Origin of the sequence: Pseudomonas lactucae, from assembly GCF_016937615.1 — a bacterium.
GTDB classification, from domain to species: domain Bacteria; phylum Pseudomonadota; class Gammaproteobacteria; order Pseudomonadales; family Pseudomonadaceae; genus Aquipseudomonas; species Aquipseudomonas lactucae.
In genome coordinates, this window is record NZ_JAFHKI010000145.1 from 1 (window position 1) to 6,034 (window position 6,034).

Here is a 6,034-nt window from a genome sequence, read left to right on the forward strand (position 1 = left end):
CGCCTCGTACGAAAAACCCTGCCCGACGGCAACACAGTCGATTATGCCTACGACCGTCAGGGCAACCTCCTCAGCGTCGACGACGGCCACTGGGCGCTGGCCTACGAATACGACCAGCAAAACCGCCTCACCGCCGAACATCAGGGCTGGGGCACTTTGCGCTATGGCTACGACGCCTGCGGCCAACTTCAACATCTACGCCTGCCAGACAACAACCGACTGGTGTTCAACCACGCCAAAGGTGGTCATTTGGCGACAGTTGAGTTGAATGGCGAAACGCTGACCTCGCACCTCTTCAAAGCCGGCCAGGAGCACCAACGCCAACAAGGCCAACTCCTCAGCCACTACCACTACGACGACCAGCACCGCCTGCACGCCCACACCATCACCCAACAAGAAAACTACCTCTACCAACGCCACTACGACTACGACAAATCCGGCAACCTCACCCGCCTCAACGACACCCGCAAAGGCGAACATCACTACCGCTACGACCCACTCAACCGACTGACCCACGCCAACCACTCACAAGACCTACAAGAACGCTTCGCCCACACCCCGGCCGGCAACCTGCTCATGCAAGACCGCCCCAGCCCTGACATCGTCGCCGGCAACCGCCTGATGATCCAGGGTGATCGGCATTACGACTACGACGCCTTCGGCAACCTGATCCGCGAACGGCGTGGCAAGGGCCATCAACTCGTTACCGAATACCGCTACGACTGCCAGCACCGGTTGATTGGCCTCACCCAGCCCAACGGCCAAACCGCCAGCTACCGTTATGACCCGTTTGGGCGGCGTATCAGCAAAACCGTTGACGACATCACCACCGAGTTTTTCTGGCAAGGCGACAAGCTGATTGCTGAGCATCACGCGGACCGCCATCGCAGCTATCTCTATGAGCCGGACAGTTTCCGGCCGTTGGCGCTGCTGGAAGGCTTCGGCCCAGACGAAACAAAACCCTACCACTACCAACTCGACCACCTCGGCACACCCCAGGAGCTGACCGCCCCAGACGGAGAAATCGTCTGGTCCGCCCACTACCGCGCCTACGGCCAGATCAGCCGACTCGACGTCGGAAAAGTCGACAACCCGCTGCGCTTTCAAGGCCAATACTTAGACCCGGAAAGCGGGCTGCACTACAACCGCCATCGCTACTACAATCCAGATATTGGTCGCTACCTGACGCCTGATCCAGTGAAGCTGGCGGGCGGGATCAACGCCTACCAGTACGCGCCCAACCCGACGGGGTGGGTGGATCCATTGGGATTAAGCTCGTGCCCAGGTGAAAATGGATGTAAGACGGTTGTCGAAAGCGAAAATCCGCCTCATACAATTAAAGTTAAATCCAATGACCCTGCCACGCCACAGCCGGGCATCACAGCAAGATCGGCGAGAATTGAAGAGCTAACCGAGGCCAACGCAAAGCGCAGAATTCTAGAGTATGAAAAAAATACGCTATGCATAATGGTAGGCAAACATGGTCCAGAAGTAGAAACCGTCAAGGTGCACCGGCGCTCGATTGATGGAACGGACCCAGTAACCGGCAAGACGCCGAAAAACAACAAGGGTGTCCCCAGCTCACAATTTAACAGCTGGAAGTTGCAACTACAGGCATGGACTAAGGCTACAACGAGAACCGAAAGGGGTTTAACCCGCTACACGGGCGTTGATGACAAACAAAACGATATAGTACGTTTAGAGCTCCCTGGGGCAGGTCGTGGTTACAGGCCCAACAAGCACGACAAAAAAAATCCTATTTTCAACCCATCCATGAACGGTGCAGAGATGAAATTTCGGGACGATGGCACACCGTTCACTCTATTCCCTATCAAGGAGTAAAAATGCTATTTCATCCCTCTTCAAGCCACATACCCTTCGACGCCAACCTGATGTACTTCGTAGGCGTTTTTGACATTTACGACAGAGAGGAAACCAAAGGAGAAGAGTTCGCCAAATACAACCCGAACGACCAAAAAGATAGAGAAAACCTTATTCGAAAATATTGCCTAGATCCAAATAACAGGTTTTCTTATCGCCACAAATACAAACTGATGGAAACGTTGTTTCTTGCACTAAACAATGAACACTTCAACTTCAATTCTTTTTTTAAAGACGACTCTGAAAGTTACTCATTAATGGCCTGGGATGAAACAGAAATAGACGATCCAAGAGGCTTCTTCGCTGACATCTACCGACTGGCTAATGAGGTCTGGAGAGACGACCTCCAAAAAGCCAGCCTCGAAGATCCAGCAACGTGGTAGCAACACTCCTACACCCACAATCCCCTGTAGTGAGCGAGCTTGCTCGCGCTGGGCCGCGAAGCGGCCCCCCGTCAGGGCGATACGGTGTATCAATTCAATCGGCAGTGTCAGGTTTGGGGCTGCTTCGCAGCCCAGCGCAGGGCAAGCCTGCTCACCACCGGGCCTGCTCACCACAAAGGCTCACTCATCAGCGTGAGCCCGGCCTGATTTCAAATCACCGCGTCGAAAGCTCCATAATCATCCGGCTAAGCAGGTAAACCCGCGGCACCACGCTCTCCACCTCCGCATATTCTTCTGGCGTATGAATATTCCCGCCCACAATCCCAAACCCATCCAACGTCGGCGTTCCCACCCCGGCCGACAAGCTCGCGTCCGCCGCGCCGCCACTGCCTTCAATGGTCAACGTCTTACCCAACTCCCCATAAATCCCCTGGGCGATCGCCACCAACTTATCCGACTCAGGCGTTTGCGGCATCGGTGGCAGGCCGCGTTTGAGGCTGGTGGTCACTTCGGTGTCCGGGATCAGCTTGTTCGCTGAGACGCGCACCAGGTCCTTCTCGATACGGTCGAACTCTTCCGGCAAGGCCGCACGTACATCCGCCTTGGCGGTGGCCTGGTCGGGGATAACGTTGGTGCGGTCGCCGGCCTTGATCACAGTGAAGTTGATGGTCGTTTTCTTCTCTTCATCGCCCAGCTTGCCCAGTTGCAGGATCTGGTGCGCAGCTTCCATGGCGGCGTTGCGCCCCAGTTCCGGGGCGACGCCGGCGTGAGCGGCTTTGCCTTTGACTTCCACCACGGCCGTGGCGCTGCCCTTGCGCCACACCACCAGGCCGTCGGCTGGGCGGCCGGGTTCGAGGTTGAGGGTGACGTCGTGGGCCTTGGCGGTGTTGCGGATCAGTTCGGAGGCGATGTCGGAGCCGGTTTCTTCGCTGGCGTCGAGCAGGAAGGTGATCTGCGCATAGTCCTTGAAGCCCTGGTTTTTCAGGACTTTGAGCGCGTAGATGCCAGCGACGATGCCGCCCTTGTCATCCATCACCCCTGGGCCATAAGCGCGCCCATCCTTGATGTGGAACGGGCGTTCGGCGGCGGAGCCTTCCTTGAAGACGGTGTCCATATGGGCCATCAGCAAAATCTTCGCCTTGCCGCTGCCCTTGAGGGTGGCGATCACATGGCTGCTGTTGGCGGCGGCATCCTGTACCCGTTCGATACTGAAGCCCAGCTGTTTCAGTTCCTCGACGGCGATGTCGCTGACCTGAGTCAGGCCCGGTCCGTAACCGGAGCCCGAATCGATATTCACCAGGCGTTCCAGCAGTTTCAAGGCCTCGGCCTTGTACTGCTCGGCGTCCGCCTGCACCTGTTTATGGGGTTCGGCGCTGTAGGCCGGGAGGGCGCAGGACAAGGCCAGGGTGGCGGCCAGAAGGGTACGCGGGAAGATAAAGCGCATAAACCGATCCTTGTTTTGTGTAGGGACCGCCACACCCTACCCCACTAGACCGACCGCAACCAACTGCCCTGCACCGCGCTGACCCGGTTTCGCCCGCTGCTTTTGGCTTCATACAACGCCAGGTCGGCATCGTTGAGCCAACTGGTGGAATCGGCATGCCCGGGTTGATACGGCGCGAGGCCGATGCTCAAGCTGGCGCGCAGCGCCGGGTCCTGGGCGTAGGCCAACGCGTTGAAGCGATCGCGCAGCGCGTCCATCACTTCGGTTGCACGGCTGAGCGGCATGTCCGGGAGGATCACGCAGAATTCATCGCCGCCATAACGCCCGGCCAAGTCGCCTTCGCGCAGGTTCTGACGCAAGACTTTGCCGAGCTGGCGCAAGACGATGTCGCCGGTGACATGGCCGTAGGTGTCGTTGATCAACTTGAAATGGTCAATGTCGATCAGCGCAATCGCCGCGCCCCGCTGTTGACTGCGGCAGCGTTGGAATTCGATGTCCAGATGATCTTTCCACGCGCCATGGTTGAGCAGGCCGGACAAGCTGTCGGTGCGGCTCAGGGCCAGCAATTCGCGTTTATGCCGGGCCAGGTTAACGGCCTGGCGATAGCAGATCCAGCCGAGCGCCAACGGGTACAGCGTCAGGATCGGCAGGCAGGCATACAGCTGCGCCTGGGTGGTCACGGCCATGAACGCCGGGGCGAAGATCAGCAGCGCCGTGCCGATGCCCAGCGTCTGCGCCATCAAGCCGGCAAACATGAAGCGCGGTCCGCCGATGGCGACGTTGTTCATGGTCATCATCGACAAGGTGGTGACACTCGGCAGCGGGTTGAAATGCATGGCGCCCACCCAGAACCCGCCGCAAAACGAATCGAACAACAGGTTGCGACGCTCACTGCGCAGTGCCTGGGTTGTGCGCAAAGACAGTTGGAAGGCCAGGTGAGGCCAGGCAAAGGCGTTGATCAGCATCCAGCCCCATACCCACACGGGAGGGTCCAGCGGGTACATGCCGAACACCACGCACACAAAACCGAGCGTCAGCCCCAGGGTGCGGGATTTGTAGAGGCGCAAAGCGAGCGGAAGTCCTTTTCCTCCGGCGGCTGGCATGGTGGGGGTGTCATCCAGGGAGAATGCCTGGAGTCTATCAGGGCGCCAGCAAATAGCCACTATCCCTCATCCGCCCCCGTCCAAAGCGCTTAGTGGGAAAACCCGCGCGCGAGCATCAATGCCACCCCCAACAGCAGCACCGCCGTGATCCGCTGCAACAGTACCCGGTGCCCGGGGTTTTCCAGCACATGCTTGATACGCTGGCCAAAGTAGCCATAGAGGCACCCACTGGCAAACTGCAACAACAGAAAAGTCGCCCCAAGGATGGCGATGTCCGCCGCCGAACTGTGCTCCCCTGCCCCGGCGAACTGCGGGAACACGGCGCTGAACATGATGATGGTCTTGGGGTTGGAAAACCCGGTCAGCAAACCCTTGCCGAACAGACTGCGCGAACCTTGTGCGGCGACGGCGTTGTCGATCGAAACGCCGCTGCCGGTCCATTGCTTGTAGGCCAGATACAGGATGTAGGCCACGCCGACAAACTGGATGCCCTGGGTAATGGCAACGTTACCTTTGATCAATTCCGAAAAGCCCAGGGCAAAGATCAGGATTGAAATCAGGTACGACACACTGGCGCCGACCTGCGCCGGGATCGAACTGCGCAAGCCGTCCTTCAAACCCAGGCTCAACAGCAGCAAGGTCATGGGGCCGGGGCTGAAGGTCATGGTGGCGCAAAACAGCAGGAAATAGAGAAACGAAGACAGCGTTAACGCACTGGTCATGGCCTGGAACCTGGGGAGCGGAGTACGCAGTCTAGGCAGGCGGCGTTGCACAAGGCAGGTAAAGTCAGGCCTAATTCGGCCTGACTTTACCGGTAAAAGCACCGGCAAACACAAGGAAGGTTTATGTTTGTACGTGCAATTGCCTTTGTGGAAGGCACGCCGAAAGTGCAGCAGATCGTCGAAGCGTTCAGCCAGGCCATCGAGCACGGCGAATGGGCACCCGGCAGCAAGTTGCCCTCGGTGCGTGAACTGACCCAGACCCTGGGCGTCAGCAAGTTCACCCTCAACGAAGCGCTGGACCGCCTGCGTGGGCGCAACCTGCTCACCTCAAGCCAGGGCCGTGGGCACTTTGTGACGATGGACAGCCCACGCCCGGCGTCGGTGGCGTGGGTCGACCTGCTGCCCCAAGACCTGCTCAGCGTCTTGCGCCGCCCATTGGTGACCGCCGACGGCGACCTGCGTCCCGGCGGCGGCCACTTGCCGGAAGCATGGCTGGACGCC

General features: G+C 58.8%; 6 protein-coding genes. 3 read left to right on the top strand and 3 right to left on the bottom strand.

The window, feature by feature from the left end; translation table 11 throughout:
• A partial coding sequence (locus JWR98_RS23775; RefSeq protein WP_205491360.1) for an RHS repeat domain-containing protein occupies positions 1–1,842 on the top strand: 1,842 nt, incomplete at its 5' end.
• A gap of 2 nt (positions 1,843–1,844) precedes the next feature.
• Positions 1,845–2,264, top strand: coding sequence for a hypothetical protein (locus JWR98_RS23780; protein WP_205491362.1), 420 nt, complete (start codon positions 1,845–1,847; stop codon positions 2,262–2,264).
• Between the two features lie 214 nt (positions 2,265–2,478).
• Here JWR98_RS23780 and JWR98_RS23785 read toward each other — a convergent pair whose 3' ends face one another.
• The 3 genes from JWR98_RS23785 to JWR98_RS23795 form a co-directional block, all read right to left on the bottom strand.
• Positions 2,479–3,708: a M20/M25/M40 family metallo-hydrolase gene (locus tag JWR98_RS23785; protein WP_078733100.1), complete on the bottom strand. Its 1,230-nt coding sequence runs from the start codon at positions 3,706–3,708 to the stop codon at positions 2,479–2,481.
• Between the two features lie 44 nt (positions 3,709–3,752).
• Positions 3,753–4,811: a diguanylate cyclase gene (locus JWR98_RS23790; RefSeq protein WP_078733099.1), complete on the bottom strand. Its 1,059-nt coding sequence runs from the start codon at positions 4,809–4,811 to the stop codon at positions 3,753–3,755.
• An 89-nt stretch (positions 4,812–4,900) separates the two neighbouring features.
• Positions 4,901–5,533: a LysE family translocator gene (locus tag JWR98_RS23795; protein WP_078733098.1), complete on the bottom strand. Its 633-nt coding sequence runs from the start codon at positions 5,531–5,533 to the stop codon at positions 4,901–4,903.
• Between the two features lie 123 nt (positions 5,534–5,656).
• Here JWR98_RS23795 and JWR98_RS23800 point away from each other — a divergent pair.
• Positions 5,657–6,034 (top strand): winged helix-turn-helix domain-containing protein (locus tag JWR98_RS23800; RefSeq protein ID WP_205491364.1); only part of this gene is annotated, 378 nt, incomplete at its 3' end.

Coding starts and splice junctions, on each gene's coding strand:
- JWR98_RS23795 (WP_078733098.1), bottom strand. CDS start 5,533: ATGACCAGTGCGTTAACGCTGTCTTCGTTTCTCTATTTCCTGCTGTTT.
- JWR98_RS23785 (WP_078733100.1), bottom strand. CDS start 3,708: ATGCGCTTTATCTTCCCGCGTACCCTTCTGGCCGCCACCCTGGCCTTG.
- JWR98_RS23780 (WP_205491362.1), top strand. CDS start 1,845: ATGCTATTTCATCCCTCTTCAAGCCACATACCCTTCGACGCCAACCTG.
- JWR98_RS23790 (WP_078733099.1), bottom strand. CDS start 4,811: ATGCCAGCCGCCGGAGGAAAAGGACTTCCGCTCGCTTTGCGCCTCTAC.